Consider the following 16376-nt stretch of genomic DNA (forward strand, 5'->3'; position numbering starts at 1 on the left):
GCACGGCGCTGGTCGAGCAGATCGATCACCTCGCGCAGGTTGCGATACAACGGCTCCGGCGCGGAAATCAGCAAAGTGTTGGTGGTGGCGTCGGCCTGAATGGTTACGCCACCGGCACTGAAGGCGACGTTCTGTTCGCTGTTCTGCGTACCGCCGCTGCCGGTTGCGCTGCCGCTGCTGCCCTGCGCGTAACTGCCGCCCGTGCTGCCGCTGCTGTTAGTCGATGCAGTGCCGCTGCTTTGCGTGCTGCTCTGGCCGTTCTGCCCAGCGCTGCCACCGGTGCTGCTGCCCATCGAGCTGAGCACCGAACGCGCACTGTCACTGGTGCCGCTGTCACTCTCACCCGTCAGCAAACCACGCAAGGCCTGCGCCAGTTTCGCCGCTTGCGCGTTACGCAGATAAACCACGTGCAGATTGCTCGGATTGCTCTGCGCGTTATCCAGTTTGTAGATCAGATTACGCGCCAGCTCCGTGCGCTCTGGGCTGCCAGCGCGAATGATGATGGTGTTGGAACGCGGGTCACCAATCACGGCGATTTTCTGCGTCGGATCATTGCCCGGCGCATCGAGTAAATCCGCGACCATCGGCGCAATGTCGGCAGCGATGCCGTTCTGGATCTGCACCACATCCGTGTCGATCGCACTCGGCGAATCAATGCTCGCAATCAACTGCGCAACGCGGGTCAGGTTCTCGGCGTAATCAGTGATGACGATGGTGTTATTGCCGGGGTAAGCGTTGATCGGATTGTTCGGCGAAACAATCGGCCGCAGCACCGGAATCAGGTTCACCGCGTTCTCGTATTGCAGGCGAAACGTGCGGGTGAGCATGCCGTTACCCGCCGGTTTGTCGGCGCTGTAAATCGGCCCGCCGAGCAACTTCGCATCCGCCTCCGGCACCACCTGCGCGACACCGCCAACATCAACCACGCTGAAACCCTGCATGCGCAACGCCGCCAACAACATGTCGTAAGCCTGCCGCGCCGGCACCTGACCTTCCGAGACCAGCGTCAACGTGCCCTTGACCCGAGGGTCGACCAAAAACTGCTGCCCGGTCGAACGTGCTAACGCCCGAACCACCGCTTGAATATCGGCGTCGACAAAATTCAGCGTCACCGGTTGATCGCCCAACGGATTGCTCGGCAAGGCAATGCCCGAAGCCGCCGCACCGCTACGCGCACTCTTGCTGATGTTGTGCAATTGCTTCGGCACAGGGCGCGCTTGGGCCTGCGCACGTTCGCGGTCGAGCACCGCGTCGCCGCTGCGCTGGGTGTTGGCCAGCGGCCGCCCGAGTTCACTGTCGACCAGCAACGGCGGCTGATTCTGTGGTGTGGTGGTGTTGCTGCACGCGCTCAATGCCATCAGCAGCATCGGCAACGCCAGACGTGCCGGTTTGGATCCTGACCCCTTCATGAAGCTTCCTTAGCGCCCAGCGCCTGATCCATGCGAACGGTGCCTGACAAAGTGCCGGCGGTGACTTCGGTCGAGGGGTTGTCTGCGCGTTGCAAACGGGCCTCGACCACTTGCAGAGAAAGTTGTGCCGGGTTGCTCAACAGCCAGTCGAGCACGGCATCGGCCGGCGCCGCGTCAAAGGTCAATTGCCAGGCGCCCTGTGCCTCCTGTAATTGGTAATGCCCCGCCAGGCCGCTGGCCTGAAGGGTTTGCTCCAGCGACTGCGCCACGCTTTGCCCATCCGGGCGCACGCTGACTTCGCGCAGCAGCACCTCCAGCGCTTCGGTCTGGGCGCGCAGTTTTGGCGTTTCGGCTTGCCAATAAGCGATTTTCTTCAGCGGCGGCTGGACCAGCGCGACCCACAGCAGCAGGCCGATCAGCGCAATGGCCATGCCGGCGACCATGCGTTTTTCACGCAGGGCCAACGGCTGCCACCGCGCCTGCAGCTGAGCGTTAAAGCGTTGCCACTTGGCGCGATAAACCGCGAGCGAGGCCTTATTCATCTTCTTCTGCTCCGCCGCTGTCATCGCTTTCACTTGGGCTGGCTTCAGTGGCCGGACGCAAGGTCCAGCCCTCGTCGTCTGCCGTCACGCTGATACCGGCCTGCGCCAAGGTGCTTTGCCACTCCTGATCATTGCCGCCACGACGGGCTTCACTCAGCAGACTCAGTTGCAAGACGCCGTCGACAAATGTCAGCCGCTCGACACTGCCAGCCATCGACTGCATGCCGCTGCCCGCCTGCAACACCAGACGATTGAACGTCTGCGCCGGATCATCCGCCGCGCCCTTCTGCCGCGCCGCCAGTTGCTGACGCGCCTGTTGCAACGGGTTGAGGATCACCGGCAACTCGGGAAAGGTCTGCTTAACCCGCAGGTTCATCTGGGCTTTCAACTGCTGGCCCTGCCCGGCCTCGCGAGCGGCATACAGATTCAAACCGATCACCCAAACCGCCACGGCCAACGCTGAGAGGGCGATCGCCCTGCCCCAGCCGCGATGCTCGGTTTTTTGCTGCTGGACCGCGCCATGCATTCCCCAACCGGGTAACGGCCCGGTCCAGCGCTGCGCATCCGCCATCGGCAATTCAGCACCCGTCGGTGGTTGATCCCCGATCCAGTGCACAGTCGCACCCGGTTCCCACACGACACCGTCGAGGCCGTCATCGAACAACGGCTGCACCCGCGCCACTTGCACGCTATCGCGCAACAACAAATGCCCATCCTGCACGCAAGCAACGGTGCCCGGTAGCACCGGCAAGCTGTAAGGCGCCGGGTAGAGTCCGCGCAGGTTCAGCCCAGCGCTTTTCAGCAACTGGCCAAAGCGCAACAACGCCTGCCGAGGCGCCCAGGCGATCTGCACCTGCCCGGCCTCGTCCCGCGAGCTGTGCGCGATGTGCATCTCGCTGCTGTCGCCCAGCATCAACGCCTGCGCCGCACACTGCACCGCCGCGACAATCTTGTTGGCCGGCAGCGGCGGTAAATCGAGACTCGCCAACAGGCTGTCAGCCGGGTGCAGAAAACACATCAGCGGCGGCAGTTTCGACTGCTGGCTCAACTGGCTCAGACTGAGGCGATCTTCCCGCGTGACCTGGCCCTGACGATCCAGCCACGCGCAGTGCAACTCACTGTGCAAATCCAGTTCCGCCAAGGGCGGCAACGCGACTTTCAACTGGCTCATACGCCCACCCGCGACCAGATCACCTGCGGCAAGCGGTCCTGACTGCGATGCAACAACGCCTCAAGGCTGACCCGACGCTGATCGCGCCGCGCCTCACCGCGCAGGCGAAACCAGTCACTGGTGATGCCGACCTTGACGCTGGTCAGCTCCAGTTGCGGCATGCGCAAGCGGTTAACAAAATCGCCACGGTTGATAAACCAGCGCCCGGCATCACGCTCGGCGATCAGCGCATTGGCACGCTCCAGCGACAGCCCCGGCACAAACGCGGCCAAGACCGGCGCGGTGGCGGTGTTGCCGTTGAGCCACGTCGTCGCGGGAATCACCGTCAGGTACGGCGCCAGTTTGCCCATCACCGCCTCATTCACGCCGTCGACACCACGCAAATCATCGATGCTGCGCAGCATCGGCAGCGTCGGATTCTGCGGTTTGTGTGAAGCCCTTGGCGACGTCGCGCGGCCACTGTCGAAACCGCTTTTCGGCGCCTCGGCGATCTGCGCATTCAGCAGTCGTGGGTAGGACGCAATCACCCGCTGACTGATGCGCTGACTCAACCCGGCGCTGACTCCGATCAACTCGCACAAGCGCTGAAACGCCGCCACCTGCGCCTCATCGACCCGCTCATTGGCCACCAGATTGCGCAGGTTGAACTTGCCCTGCTCATCCTCCAGTCGTCCTTCAAAACCTTGCGCGGAGAGACGCTGCGCCCACGGCTGATCGAGCCGGGTCAACGGGTCGCGCTGACGTGCGTCCCACAACAATTGACGGCTGATCTCCAACCCGCCCAGCACCACCCAGCGTCCCTGCACACGCTGCTGATCCGCCTCCAGCGCACGGGTCGACACGCCCTGGCGCGTCAACATGCCCGCCGCAATCACCGCCACCACGGCCGCAATCAACAACGCGCTGATAATCGCCATGCCCTGTTGCTTCGCCCCCTCAGGCGAGCGGCTGTTCATGGCCGGCCTTACAACTGCCAGGAACCGATATCGGCATTCACGCCGTCGCCGTCCGGCTGACCGTCGGCACCGAGGGAAAAGATGTCGATCTCGCCATTCGCGCCGGGGTTGAGGTACTGATAAGGCCGCCCCCACGGATCGTTCGGCAAGCGCTCCAGGTACGAGCGCCAATTGCTGTTCTTCGCATCCGCCGGCCGCTCCACCAACACCTTCAGCCCCTGGTTCATGCTCGGATAAGTGCCGTGATCGAGGCGATACAACTTCAACGCCTGCATCAACCCACCAATATCCTGCTTCGCCGCCGTCGCCCGCGCCTGATCCGGCCGGTCCAGCACCTTAGGCACTACCATCGCCGCCAAAATCCCCAGAATCACCACGACCACCATGATCTCGATCAGGGTAAAACCCTGCTGACCACGCGGCGTGCGCAACGGTTGCTGAAGCGATTTGAAAGGTGCGATATCCATCTCGACATTCCCTGGCTTGATTCGATTCGACGCGCAGTGTTGCAAGAAGATATGTCAGGGATGTTGAAAATCCTCGGGTGTTTTCGTCGTCAAGCCGTCAAGGACGGGGGTTAGCGTCGAGGGCTGGGTTTTGGTTTTGGGCGGTTTATGCGTGCGCGTTCGCGGGAAGCGGGTTTCACGTTGATTGAGGTGCTGGTGGCGCTGGCGATTATTGCCGTGGCGATGTCGGCAGCTGTGCGAGTGGCGGGGTTGATGACGCAGAGCAGCGGGATTTTGCGGGATCGGTCGGTGGCGATGATTGCGGCGCAGAGTCGGATGGCGGAGTTGCGACTGGAAGGCAGGTTGCCGATGGGGATGAAAGCGCAGGAGTGTGATCAGGGGCGGTTGTTGTTGCGATGTGAGCAGGTGATTGGTGCGGCGGAAAATGGGCGGTTGCTCAAGGTTGGGATTCAGGTGTTTGACCGCAACCAGGATGCGCCGCCGTTGGCCAGGCTGGAGACATTGATGTCCCGAACGGAAAGCCCCTCACCCTAGCCCTCCCGAAACGTCGGACCGCCCAGAGGTAGAGGGAACTGATTCGGGGATATTCGAGAGCTACACCGACTTGAACGTCTTTCATTGAATCCAAATTCGCCAAGCTCACAAAGCAAATCGAAGGTCTTTCACCAAAGCCATAATCACCAAGGTCTTCCAGGTCGACGTACCCCGCAAGACATCTCGGTCGGCCCCCTCTCCCCCCGGGAGAGGGCTGGGGTGAGGGCCGCTTCTACTCGCAAAGTCCCAGAATCACCAAAGCCATAATCGCCAAGCTCTTCCAGTTTAAACGTTGGTGTTTATCGAGACAGAACTCCGTCAGCCTTCCCAGGTAGATCCGTCCACTTATCCCCGCTTACCCCTAGCTAAATGCCCAACCTCCGCCGCTCGCCGAAAACCGCGCGCCTCTGTCTGGCCCTCTACCCTTCTGACGTCCAGCGACTGAGTTACCGAAAGTGGTCAGGATGACTATGCTGTTGACTTACATAGCTGAAAAAATAGTCAGGCAATGCCGATACCGAGGTTGATGCATAGAACGCAAAAAACCGATCTGACACGAAATCGACCTGGTAACTAAAGCAACGGAGTGCGAGATGAAAGTCATCGCTTTTTTAGCCGTTTATCTCGCAGGTGGGGTTGCTCTGTTTCCTTTCCTCGACCTCATGCGTCCCGTAGGTGTGTTTCTCGACCATTTCTATTCACAAATTTTCCTGAGCTCCGGCGCTGATGTAGCAGAACGCCTAAGCCTGAGCTTTATCTACGCAAGTCTGTTTCATCTGGTGTGGTCGGCTTTATTTTCTGAATCTGCAAAAAACTGGGTATCCACGATTAACTTCAGAGACCTTTGCTATCTCGCCTTACGATGTCTGAGTTTTCTTTGCGTCAGCCTGATAAGCCTCGGGCTGGTTGGAATAACCAGCCAAAAAGTGCCCCGTACGGACTTTCATCAATATTTCACTTTTTTGGTGATCTGCATGCTTCTGGGTCTTTGGGCGTGGTCGCTCAAGGATTTTCTGGTGGCAGCCTTTCATTGCACCGGAAGAAGAATCACAGGAACGAATAAATAGAAGCAGGCAATAACCCAGGTCACTTTCACTAGGCTCGGCGCTAGGCCGAAAGCAGCAACAAGGGTGGCAGCACGTCCCGAAGGGCTGGCACCAAGAATCACCATCCTCCGCAACCTCATACCGAGGACCCGGAGTTTTTGTCGAGCTAAAATCGGCTATAGGAACTGTAATTGAAGGCCTCGACCCTCGTATTTTTCGCACTTTATTACACGGGTATCAGCGCAGCGTTTGCCGATGACTCACAGGCGCCAAACGACAATCGCGGGCCAGCAGGCATCGTCGCCGGTGAGCGTTTGGCCGCGGCCAGATCCAAGCTAGTCAAACAAGGCTGGAAGCCGACGCGGATGCATACCAACGACGGCTATGAATACAGTGGCGTGGAGAAGGAGCTGGCTACACGCAGTTTCTTCGAACTGGATAACTGCTCGTTTGATAGCTCGCGTTGCATCTTGTACTACGCGAAGAAAGGAACTTGCCTACGCGTCGATACCATCGGAGAGCAATTCAATGACATGACGGTGACGCGATGGACCCGCGAATGTCCTGAAGCGACTCAATAACCACACGAAGACGGCGCGGTACTAATCAACTGCTCCCACAGGTGTCAGCGTCGTACGCAACATCTGCAATCAGCATAAAACCCTGTGGGAGCGAGCCTGCTCGCGAAAGCGCCAGAATGAACACCCGATCAATCACCAGGTGATCCCGGCACCCGCATCACTCCGGCAATTGCAAATTATCCAGCGCCCGATTCACCGCCAGCTCCCCGAGCATGATCAACTGCGCAATCCCCGCCAGCGCATGGCGCTGCGATGCCGGCAACAGGCTGGAGACGTTCTGGGCGATGGTTTTGGCCGAAGCGAGTGTTGCACTGGCATCGACCAGCAGTTCTTCGGTTTTGTTGTCCGCCGTCACGGCGTACATCCCACGGTTTTTACGTGGCGGCGGCGTGGAACCGGGCGGACAGAGATAATGGTCGAGCGCGCGGTCGGCGGCTTCGTGGAGTTTTTTTGAGTCGATGGATTCGTAGGGGGAAACCGAGGCGGTTTCGGGCGGGTTGGGTGTTGGTTTGATCATGGTGAAGCTCCAAATTTATACCTGGTGGAACCACCAACACCTGTCGCTAAACAAGTAAGGGTGGCAGCTGTACGCGGGTTAGCGAACCGAGAGGTATAAGACCCGGCAGACCCGAAGGTCTCCCACGCACAGCCACCATATCGTCATCGCAAACGTCTGCGACAAACTGGAGCGTCGTTGTACTTATACCTGGTCAGGTCGCTAAACCCGGTCGCTGGGTTGCCAGCGACACGTAGACGATAAAGACCAGGTACAAAACGCACAAGCCGGCGGATTCTGGCGTAGCTGTAGGCAAAGGCGCAAGGATATGTAGCCTGAGAGAGTGACTGGAAATGTCTTTTTAAACACTGGCGTTTATCGGGGCCTTGCTGCGCAGCTCTCCCCCTTAACTGGGTCAAGCCCTTTCCCCCGGTTAAAAAATAACGAGCACTCATAACCGGGCATAGGCAGCTTCGAAATCACTGAGTGCTTGGTTTACTTTGTATCGAAGCATCAGCGATGCGGAAAGCTTCACCATTGCCTCAAATAGGACATGACCTGATTGAATCTGGCATTGCCCAACACAATGTCCGGCGTAATCGCCAGGTTCATACGCGTAAACAGTGTAAAAAACCCTGCCCGAATCCTCCCGACTCAACCCCGCCGTGAGATGTGTGACAGAGCTATCCGACACAGGGAGCTCAGATCGTGAAAACTCCAGAACATCATCGAAAGGAATGAACATCGCCGAAGCAGACATCACAAAGAGACTCGCGATATCCAACGCCTCCTCAACGTTTTTGAGCTCAGGTGTCGCGTACTCGTGCTCAAGAAAATTTCGCATATCGACAACTTTACGCAGCAGACTGGGTGCCAATAACCCTAGTGCCCTTACTCGCTCGATCTTCTTCGGCACGTTCCATCTAAGTGAAGGATAGCCAAAAGAGATCAACAACTGATCAAGCTGTCCGACAATGGCGCGTTTCACGTTAGTCGTTGCGTTAACAAGGGCTGCCAAACCGCCCCGTTCAAAATCGTCTTCCGCCAAAGTCAAAAATTCAATCGGAGAAATTTTCAGATCTGTCATTCCAAAACTTCCGCCTCCCGATGCCACTCCACTGCCGCTCAAATCAAATCCATGAGCGACGCAAAACTCTTTGATTTCCATCTCAACTCCCGGCTAATTGGCGGCTACAGGCATACGTTGGAAATCAGTTTATCAGCGAAATTTCGGCTACTCGGTCGATTAGAGTAGTTGGTCTACGTGCCTTCGGTATGCCTTTGGGGACGTATTGGTTGTTTCAGAAAATAGACCAGTCCCTAATTACTCTGGGCGCGATGGCGAAAGCAGCGATAAGGTGGGCGGCGCGTGCCGAAGGCCTAGGCAATAAACAATCCCACGCCCCCTTCCGCCGGGTATCCGGAGTTTTTGTCGAGCTAGAAATCGGCTGGAGAAACTATCAAATGAAAGCGTCGATCCTCGTACTTTCCGCACTTTACTGCATCGGTATCAGCATAGCGTTTGCCGATAGCTCAGAGGCCCCAAGCGCAGGCATCATCGTCGGTGAACGTTTGGTAGCGGCCAAGGCAAAGCTGATCAAACAAGGCTGGAAGCCGACGCGGATGCATACCAACGACGGCTACGAATACAGTGGCGTGGAGAAGGAGCTGGCTACACGCAAGTTCTTCGAACTGGATACCTGCTCGTTTGATAGCTCGCGCTGCATCTTGTACTACGCGAAGAAAGGCGCTTGCCTACGCGTCGATACCATCGGTGAGCAATTCAATGACATGACCGTGACGCGATGGACCCGCGAATGTCCTGAAGCGCCTCAATAACCACACGAAGACAGCACGGTAATAATCAACTGCCCCCACAGGTTTCAGCATCGTACACAACACCTGCAATCAGCATAAAACCCTGTGGGAGCGAGCCTGCTCGCGAAGGCGCCAGAATGAACACCCGATCAATCACTAGGTGATCCCGGCACGCGCATCAACCCGGCAATTGCAAATTATCCAACGCCCGATTCACAGCCAACTCCCCGAGCATGATCAACTGCGCAATCCCCGCCAGCGCATGGCGCTGCGACGCCGGCAACAGGCTGGAGACGTTCTGGGCGATGGTTTTGGCCGAAGCGAGTGTTGCACTGGCATCGACCAGCAGTTCTTCGGTTTTGTTGTCCGCCGTCACGGCGTACATCCCACGGTTTTTACGTGGGGGCGGCGTGGAACCGGGCGGACAGAGGTAATGGTCCAGCGCGCGGTCGGCGGCTTCGTGGAGTTTTTTGGAATCGATGGATTCGTAGGGGGAAACCGAGGCGGTTTCGGGCGGGTTGGGTGTTGGTTTGATCATGAGTGAATCTCCAAATCATAGAAAAGGAGCCATCATCTTTCGCTACCAAACGAAGGGGTGGTGGCCATACGAAGGTTGGTAGACCGGTGACTTGGAGAACCGGCGCGCCCGAAGACGCCCTGCGCATGGCCACCATAAATACACAGCCCCAAAAAGGCCTGTATCGAGTGACGCTATGCGCCAAGTCTAAGCCGGGCTACCAAACCCGATCGCTGATTCGTCAGCGACCGGACCACAATAGAATCCGACCCAAAAGCGCACAAGCCGGCGGATTCTGGCGTAGCTGTAGGCAAAGGCGCAAGCATGTGTAGCCTGGAAGAGTGTTTGGAGATGTCTTTTTAAACGTTGGTGTTTATCGGCGCCTCACTGCGTCACCTTTCCATTAAACAGAACCGTCACTTATACCCAATATTAGCGAATTCCCAGGGTTCCGTGGAAATGATCATAGAGATCAAGACGTAAAGTATGAGCTCAGCAATTCTATAGTTGGAAAGAACTTCGCCGAACTCGGCAGAACTGATTGACAACTCCGACCATAAGAAAGGTTCTATTTTTACCGGCACATCTCAATGTCGTGCATAGCTGACTAGCTCAATACTATGGCCGCTTTGCGACCAATGAATTCCAGGACGAGCATCCCACGAACGCAGCCTTCATTGCACTAGATCTACCTATAATTGCCTTTCGGACGCTTGATCATTTCCATAGGCTGCTATCGAAGAATTGCTCTCGTTTTATCTTGAGAAAATCTCTCGATCACGCCTGAACCCTTCATACTTCTGAAAGTTTAAAATGTTTTATAACAGCAAGCGAAAACGCCATTAAGTAACAGAAGCCCCCCTAGAAAGGTGCCATGCTGCAATTGAGCGATGAAGTTTAGTTTCGCGAAACTCAACCTCCTCTATACCAGATCTTAATACACTTTCAATTCTATCAGAGTCAACTTTCCCACCCCGCCCTATCTCACTAACCATCCCGCCCGCAAGAATATTTACTGCATCATGACCTCTTACATAACTCCAAGGATCAACCTCTGGCAAACCTTGAACTTTCGCATTTAAATCATCAACCGAAACACAAACTCCTTTTTCAACCGCAGTGCGAATCGCACTCTCAACATCGTATACCCACGCCCCCTTCTGCATGAAAGCTTGGGGCCCAAATTTTCTTAGCGAAACTCCGCCGTTTAGATCATTGACTGCTCTAATCTTACCAAAGTGCATCGCTACGTCACGTACATATTCAAGAACGGTACATTTCTTCCGCTCTTCAAATGCTTTAACTTTTACTGGGTCCGAGAACTCTGCCAAAACCTTAATATATGCACTTGATCTTAGTAGAACACCTTCTAAATCTCTTGGATCCGTAGTTATCACATTACTTGGCATTGAGCCGACTTCTAACAGCCAATCAATATCCGCATCAACGATGCCAAGCATTCGCTCTGAAACAGGATTTTCATTCAGTGCTTGTATTGAACCTATTACGTTTCGTTTGCCTCCACTCACTATGAGCTCGACCTCAGGCCTTTTTCTGGCTTCAAAAAATCGAATATCACTCGGACCTTCGAGCAACCAGTAAAGCCCCTTTGAGCTAGTCTCCATCATGATTATTTCAGAAACTATAATTCCTACATTTTTATCCCAGTCATTCATCATCAAGCTCCGCATCCAAGGCAGACATCAAGTCATGACGCCCCCCGACAATAAACGGAGAATGTGTAGCGACTACCGCGCTAAATCCTACCTCCTTTGCCACTGAAATCAATTCTGGCAAAAAAGCTTTCTGCCAACTCACATGCAAAGAAAGTTCAGGCTCATCAATAAGAACAAGCGTGCCGGACGGCACCTTAAACAACAACTCATACATAAGAACCAGTTCATGCTGTTCACCAGAAGACAAAGACTCTAAAGGTAGTTCGTCGCCTGAATCGAGTTTCACATAAAGGCCTCTAGCCTTGCTTAAAAGAACTCGTTTATTCCTAAATTTTTTCTCCATGCTACCTAAGAGAAGCTGAGTTCGTGCCAATAAGCTATCAAACACCGTGAGCTTTAGCTGACTATCTCTAACAAATAAACTCATTATTTCAAGCTTGTTAAAATCTATAGCATCAAAACTTTTAATATCGAAAGGCTGGACAGATTCCGCCTCAAGCAATCCTATAGCTCGTAGATCTCTGAGCTTATTAACTGTCTCGCTAAACTTGACTTTTAATTCGTCAATATCCATTGGAGGCTGGGATTCTGAAATAAATCTGTGCGGAAATGATTGATCCAGTTTTTGTGCGTTCGCACCATAACTTTTTAACGCTGAATTTATGTGCGCTACTAAATCTCGAGCACATTCATGTACAGTCGGTGTCATTTTACTGGATTTAACACCAATCACTCCAATATTCGCATTCGGGCTCGGCTCAATAGTCGATCGATACAATCTATTGGTTTCTACGAAGTGCACAGGAAATGCGTTTAATATGTCTTTCACAGCCTTAGAACCAGATCTTTTTCTGGTCTTTACATTTTCCTGTAAAACAATACCCTTATCATCCAACAAAAATTCATCACTCACATCCAAGTCGGGATGACTCTCAACATAACTCTTACTCTCTAAATAACTTCGATAAGTCTCTACCGCCGAAGCAGCGTGGGCCGAGGCAGCGATATTACTGTAGAATCGCGACAGATTGGATCGATTTTGCGAAATAGTATTAAACGTATGCCTAACTAATAATTTTTCATTTGAAAAAATTATAACCTCTAATTTTCCTGTTGGTAATGATTCCTTTCCGCCACCATTTGAAGAGGTGACTTTCAATTGCGTGACCAATATGCGCATCGCATTACTTAACGTAATACTCACCTTATTGAATGGAATCTTAATAAGATCTTCAAAATTCGATGAAAAAATATAACTTATGCATTTTAAAACAGCGGTTTTGCCAACACCATTTGGCCCATGAAGTATTGATATGCCGTCAGGATGATCAAGATCTATTTGGTGATTGTACAGCCCATATAAATGCTCAACATAAAACTCTGTAATCCTAGTCACTACTAATAACTCCTTATAAAATCTAAAAAATGAGACGGGTGTATTTTTTAAAAAAAGATCCTCGCATCATTTTTATACCCCGTTTCTGTTCAGAAGCTATACAGATATTGATTAACCACTTGATCTAGCATCAGCCAAAAGCTTATTTAGCTTTTTCCAATGGGAACGCAACTGTTTCCTAATAGATTGGGAATCCATAATATTTGCAGCCCTGAACCCATATGAAATAAAATTCCTGCGCCCAAGGTAGCTATAGCCTCGATAGATAGTACGAAGAAAAAGCTCCCGTGGAGGTTCCCCTCTTCCAGCCCGGAGCTCATTGCATCGATCCATTGCCTTCTTACTTACCCAAATACGCTTTCGAAGCTTTTTATAGTATCTCGTTATCGAAGATGAGCGAATATGCTCACGCTGCCCATCAAACGAGAAGCCAAGGTAATGCACCGGCTTATCAGAACTGAGCTTGCCAGCGGCATCGAACGAAAACTGCCTAATTTCCGTTTTCTTCTCCTGCAAATTCAACCCCAGCTTTCTAATTTCATCATTCACAAACTCATAAATCTCATCTTCCTTTTCTGAGTCACATATGACAAGTATGTCGTCGCAATAACGATAAAAGACCGACTCGGTCAAGGACAACTTAGAAAGTAAAGCGAGATCAAATTCCAACATATATATATTGGAAAGAAGCGCACTTATGGGAGAACCTTGCGGAATTCCTCGTGACTCAGGATTGATAGCAACAAGCCCTCCACCTCTTACATCATCACGGAATCGCTTAGCCGAACAGAGGCGCTTATCCTCAACTCGTGGATTATGGATCGACACTCCGAGCTTACTATAGAGAGCGACCTTATCAACACAAGAACTCTTAGTGATCGCTTTAAAAACAGCAAAATGGTCAGCCGGAAGCTTTTCAACCTCTAATAATTTAGCCCAAGCCGCCTTCAACCGAGAATGATTAAGACGATCAAAAAACTTTTCAACATCAAATGCAAGAACGCAGCACTGTCCCTTAGCCTTGATTTCGCAGAACGCATCATTTGCAAAATGAATATTACTTTTCCCATCAATGGAGCGAAAAGCCAGTATAGAAGTATGCAAACCACGTTGCACCAACTCCTTCTCGTACAGCTGATTTAAAAGGAAGCAATAATAAGCATATATGTGAGAATCCAAATGAGCAGCGTAACTTATCGGCCTAGGCTTAAGATTCTTGAGAAACACACCACGATCATTATCTAATCTATATTTCAAGACCACCGAAGTGTAGGTAATAAAAGGATAAAACGAATGAGCTGCAACTTTTTGAGGAGATGAAACGTAATCTAATGCGGCTTTCTGACCAACAGGACGATCAAAGTGAAGATATTTTCTAGGTTTATACCACAGCAACTCATCCATGCTCATACCTTGATAAGCCAACCGGTGGGACTAGGATGGCGGCAATCCCTGAACCGCCCCACCGGCTAAACTTAATGCTCTAAACATTATCCATCTTTTCAGACTAGGCCGCGTATTGCTAGAGTTGACGTATAGTGTCAGTATCACGATTACATTTGGAGGTTCTCAATGAAGAGATTCCGCGTGCTGTTGTTCGCCATGTGTATCCCGCTGATAAATAATCATGGGTGGCTTGACAACTTGTGATCCACCTCATGGCCTAATGCCACAAGCCTTATGAATCTAGCACAAGGAATATGATCACGCCTAGGGCGTGACTCATAATTCTTCACCCATCCCCGCCACAAAACCAAGATCCTTCCATATATCATTGTTTTATATCGAAAAATGCGATGCCGCACTCTAAGATGGTAATACTCCACATGCTTACTAAAGTGCAAACATTGCCATAGTGAATCCGATACTTAAATCGTCCATATTTTTCCTAGACACCTCCGACTGGCTACTATCGACCGAAAGCGTACATTCACGAAAGGCTTCTTCAGACCAAATGCAACCAAGTACATTCTCGACAATCCCGAACGCCCCACAACAACTAAAACACGAGGATAATTGCCTTCAACCCTCGCAAATCAAGGCCTCACCAACCTAGGCAACTCCACCCCCTCCGCCAACCTCTCCACCCCCAACCTTACCCTCTCCCCACCCTGCTCAATCACCACCCCATCCCCCTCCACCGCCACCAACTTCACCCCAGGCCCCACCTTCTCCCCCTGCAAAAAACTCCTCGGCGGCCCATCGTTCAGGCTCAGTATCGCCACCGCCCCCCGACTCCCCGCCATCACCCCGCTCACCTTGATGTCCATCGGTGCCGTTTGATTGGAAAACCACTGCAACGCCGGGCTATCACTGCGCGCTGCCAGCAATTGCGGGGCCGCTGCCGGGGTGTGGGATTCGGCGGTGGTCAGCAGCAGCGACGACCACGTCGCCACGCCGACCAGCGCCGCGAGCAGTGCGAGTGCCTGGACCATTTGGGGTGGGGAAACGCGTGCGGTGAAGGTCATGGGTTGAATCTCCTTTTTATCCCTGCTGTCAGCCTACGCGGCAATTCTCTCCGTTTTATTTCACACGCCTTACATGTTGGCCGTGCACGATGGCGCAGGACGCAAAGGAGCGCGCGCGCGATGAACAGGCAACAGGGTTTTACGCTGATCGAGTTGATGGTGGTGCTGGTGATCATCGGCATCGCCAGTGCGGCGATCAGCCTGAGTATCAAGCCGGATCCGTTGCAGTTGCTGCGCAAGGATGCCGAGCGTGTGGCGCAGTTGCTGCAGGTCGCGCAGGCCGAGGCGCGGGCGGATGGTCGGCCGATTGTGTGGTTGAGCGATGCCAAGGGGTTTCGGTTTAGTCGGCGCAGTGACAGTGGCAAGGGGTTTGATCATTTCGTGCAGGATCCGCAGTTGCGGCCGCGTGCCTGGCAGAGTCCGAAAATGGAGGTGCGGGTGGAGCCGAAACAGAGGGTTGTGCTGAACGCTGAGTGGATCAATCCGCCGCTGCAATTGACGTTGTCGGATGGGTTGAATCGCTTGAGTGTGCTGCGTGATGGCAGCGGGAGGATCAGCCTGCAATGAAGCGCCAACAGGGTTTTACGTTGATTGAGGTGATGGTCGCGATTTTGTTGATGGCGGTGGTGAGTTTGATTGCCTGGCGGGGGCTGGACAGTGTGACGCGGGCGGACAGTCATTTGCAGGCGAGCAGTGAGCAGAGTGACGGTTTGTTGCGGGCGCTGAATCAGTTGCAGCGGGATGTGGAGATGCGGGCGGGGATTGAGTTGACCGAGCCGAAGAAGGTTGGGGTGGATGATGAGCCGCCGAGCGCCCCGCCCGCTCTGACTGTGCGCAGTAGCGACAGTAAGGGGTTTCGGCTGGACATTATTCGGAGTGCGGCGGATCAGCCGGGGGCGTTGCAGCGGGTGCGGTGGTGGGTCAAGGGCGACACGTTGTATCGGGCGGTGGCTGAGGCGCGGAGTCGGTATCCGTTGCCGGCGCCTGGGAATGGGGTTGCTGTGTTGAGTGATGTCAGTGATGTGCAGGTGCGGGTTTGGGAGGTGGATAAGGGGTGGCGGCAGTTGAGTGCGAATCGGCGGGAGGATCCGTTGGGGTTGGAGATTCGGTTGAGTCGGGGGACGGCGCAGGGGGTGGAGAAGTATCGGCAGGTGATTGGGCCGTTGGAGTGAGGCTGCTTCACTCGATCTGTGTAGGAGCTGCCGGAGGCTGCGATCTTTTGACTTTGGTTTTCAAGATCAAAAGATCGCAGCCTTCGGCAGCTCCTACATTGGGATTGGGTGCGGTCAGTTAGAGATT

18 protein-coding genes are annotated in these 16376 nt (G+C 53.7%); 6 read left to right on the top strand and 12 right to left on the bottom strand.

Features of this window, described 5'->3' with window-relative positions; translation table 11 throughout:
- From A8O26_RS21765 to gspG, 5 genes are all read right to left on the bottom strand, one after another.
- Positions 1–1409: secretin N-terminal domain-containing protein (locus A8O26_RS21765; protein WP_301336282.1), on the bottom strand; the 1409-nt coding region annotated here is incomplete at its 3' end.
- Positions 1406–1951 carry a type II secretion system protein GspM gene (gene gspM, locus A8O26_RS21770; RefSeq protein ID WP_064119807.1) on the bottom strand — a complete coding sequence of 182 codons (546 nt, stop codon included), beginning with the start codon at positions 1949–1951 and terminating at the stop codon, positions 1406–1408. The genes gspM and A8O26_RS21765, both read right to left, overlap by 4 nt.
- The gene (gene gspL, locus A8O26_RS21775; RefSeq protein WP_064119808.1) at positions 1944–3122 is read right to left on the bottom strand and encodes a type II secretion system protein GspL; all 1179 of its coding nucleotides are present in this window, start codon (positions 3120–3122) and stop codon (positions 1944–1946) included. The genes gspM and gspL overlap by 8 nt, the downstream gene beginning before the upstream one ends.
- Positions 3119–4078, bottom strand: coding sequence for a type II secretion system minor pseudopilin GspK (gspK, locus tag A8O26_RS21780; RefSeq protein ID WP_064119809.1), 960 nt, complete (start codon positions 4076–4078; stop codon positions 3119–3121). The genes gspL and gspK overlap by 4 nt, the downstream gene beginning before the upstream one ends.
- Before the next feature lie 8 nt (positions 4079–4086).
- Positions 4087–4545: a type II secretion system major pseudopilin GspG gene (gene gspG, locus A8O26_RS21785; protein ID WP_007918211.1), complete on the bottom strand. Its 459-nt coding sequence runs from the start codon at positions 4543–4545 to the stop codon at positions 4087–4089.
- A 147-nt stretch (positions 4546–4692) separates the two neighbouring features.
- On the opposite strand from gspG, the gene gspI reads away from it, so the two are divergent.
- The 3 genes from gspI (at position 4693) to A8O26_RS21800 (ending at position 6706) form a co-directional block, all read left to right on the top strand.
- Positions 4693–5079 (top strand): type II secretion system minor pseudopilin GspI, encoded by a 387-nt coding sequence (gspI, locus tag A8O26_RS21790; RefSeq protein WP_064119810.1) that lies wholly within the window; start codon positions 4693–4695, stop codon positions 5077–5079.
- A gap of 593 nt (positions 5080–5672) precedes the next feature.
- On the top strand, positions 5673–6146 hold the full coding sequence (locus A8O26_RS21795) for a hypothetical protein (RefSeq protein WP_064119811.1): 474 nt from the start codon (positions 5673–5675) through the stop codon (positions 6144–6146).
- A gap of 170 nt (positions 6147–6316) precedes the next feature.
- A complete protein-coding gene (locus tag A8O26_RS21800; protein ID WP_064119812.1) occupies positions 6317–6706 on the top strand; it encodes a hypothetical protein in 390 nt (129 codons plus the stop codon).
- A 157-nt stretch (positions 6707–6863) separates the two neighbouring features.
- Here the strand turns inward: A8O26_RS21800 and A8O26_RS21805 are convergent, their stop codons facing one another.
- Together A8O26_RS21805 and A8O26_RS21810 are read right to left on the bottom strand one after the other, a co-directional pair.
- A complete protein-coding gene (locus tag A8O26_RS21805) occupies positions 6864–7223 on the bottom strand; it encodes a DUF6124 family protein (protein ID WP_008087957.1) in 360 nt (119 codons plus the stop codon).
- Between the two features lie 430 nt (positions 7224–7653).
- Positions 7654–8370 (bottom strand): hypothetical protein, encoded by a 717-nt coding sequence (locus tag A8O26_RS21810; protein WP_064119813.1) that lies wholly within the window; start codon positions 8368–8370, stop codon positions 7654–7656.
- Between the two features lie 128 nt (positions 8371–8498).
- Between A8O26_RS21810 and A8O26_RS21815 the strand changes: the two genes are divergently transcribed.
- Positions 8499–9041: a hypothetical protein gene (locus A8O26_RS21815; protein WP_253756983.1), complete on the top strand. Its 543-nt coding sequence runs from the start codon at positions 8499–8501 to the stop codon at positions 9039–9041.
- Between the two features lie 157 nt (positions 9042–9198).
- Here the strand turns inward: A8O26_RS21815 and A8O26_RS21820 are convergent, their stop codons facing one another.
- The 5 genes from A8O26_RS21820 to A8O26_RS21840 form a co-directional block, all read right to left on the bottom strand.
- A complete protein-coding gene (locus tag A8O26_RS21820) occupies positions 9199–9558 on the bottom strand; it encodes a DUF6124 family protein (RefSeq protein ID WP_064119814.1) in 360 nt (119 codons plus the stop codon).
- Between the two features lie 821 nt (positions 9559–10379).
- Complete coding sequence (locus A8O26_RS21825; RefSeq protein WP_064119815.1) at positions 10380–11213, bottom strand: DUF4435 domain-containing protein; 834 nt, start codon at positions 11211–11213, stop codon at positions 10380–10382.
- Entirely contained in the window at positions 11206–12609 is a 1404-nt protein-coding gene (locus A8O26_RS29530) for an AAA family ATPase (RefSeq protein ID WP_081265236.1), read from the bottom strand. The genes A8O26_RS21825 and A8O26_RS29530 overlap by 8 nt, the downstream gene beginning before the upstream one ends.
- A 111-nt stretch (positions 12610–12720) precedes the next feature.
- Positions 12721–14013, bottom strand: coding sequence for an antiviral reverse transcriptase Drt2 (gene drt2 / locus A8O26_RS29535; RefSeq protein WP_081265237.1), 1293 nt, complete (start codon positions 14011–14013; stop codon positions 12721–12723).
- Between the two features lie 632 nt (positions 14014–14645).
- The gene (locus A8O26_RS21840; RefSeq protein ID WP_064119818.1) at positions 14646–15077 is read right to left on the bottom strand and encodes a type II secretion system protein N; all 432 of its coding nucleotides are present in this window, start codon (positions 15075–15077) and stop codon (positions 14646–14648) included.
- 120 nt (positions 15078–15197) lie between these two features.
- Between A8O26_RS21840 and gspH the strand changes: the two genes are divergently transcribed.
- A complete protein-coding gene (gene gspH, locus A8O26_RS21845; protein ID WP_064119819.1) occupies positions 15198–15644 on the top strand; it encodes a type II secretion system minor pseudopilin GspH in 447 nt (148 codons plus the stop codon).
- Positions 15641–16249, top strand: a complete 609-nt coding sequence (locus A8O26_RS21850) for a prepilin-type N-terminal cleavage/methylation domain-containing protein (RefSeq protein WP_064119820.1) — start codon at positions 15641–15643, stop codon at positions 16247–16249. The genes gspH and A8O26_RS21850 overlap by 4 nt, the downstream gene beginning before the upstream one ends.
- Positions 16250–16376 lie beyond the last annotated feature (127 nt).

The sequence above is a fragment of the Pseudomonas fluorescens genome, from assembly GCF_001648775.1.
GTDB lineage: Bacteria > Pseudomonadota > Gammaproteobacteria > Pseudomonadales > Pseudomonadaceae > Aquipseudomonas > Aquipseudomonas fluorescens_M.